Raw genomic sequence first — 249 nt, 5'->3', positions numbered from 1 at the left:
ACCAAGCCCGCGTAGGTATTCGGGAAAAGCTCGCAAACATTGCGACCAATCAACTGCTCCTGGGTCAGCCCGAACAATTCCAGAAAGCGTGGGTTGGCAAAGGTATAGCGCCCGTTCAAATCCTTCAGGGCCATCATGACCGTGCTGTACCTGAGCCATCCGACGGCTCGTTAGAACGACATCTACCCAGTAGCAGCGCCGGGCGCTGCTTTTTTCATGGCGAAAATATTTATGAAAATACTTTCCAAA

At 51.4% G+C, this 249-nt stretch carries 1 pseudogene; it reads right to left on the bottom strand.

The window, feature by feature from the left end:
- Nucleotides 1–140, bottom strand: a pseudogene (locus Q5762_RS40240) (PAS domain S-box protein); the annotation flags it as partial.
- Between the last annotated feature and the right edge of the window lie 109 nt (nt 141–249).

Source organism: Streptomyces sp. P9(2023), assembly GCF_032436795.1.
Taxonomy (GTDB): Bacteria; Actinomycetota; Actinomycetes; order Streptomycetales; family Streptomycetaceae; genus Streptomyces.
This window is presented reverse-complemented; position numbering and strand designations above follow the sequence as displayed.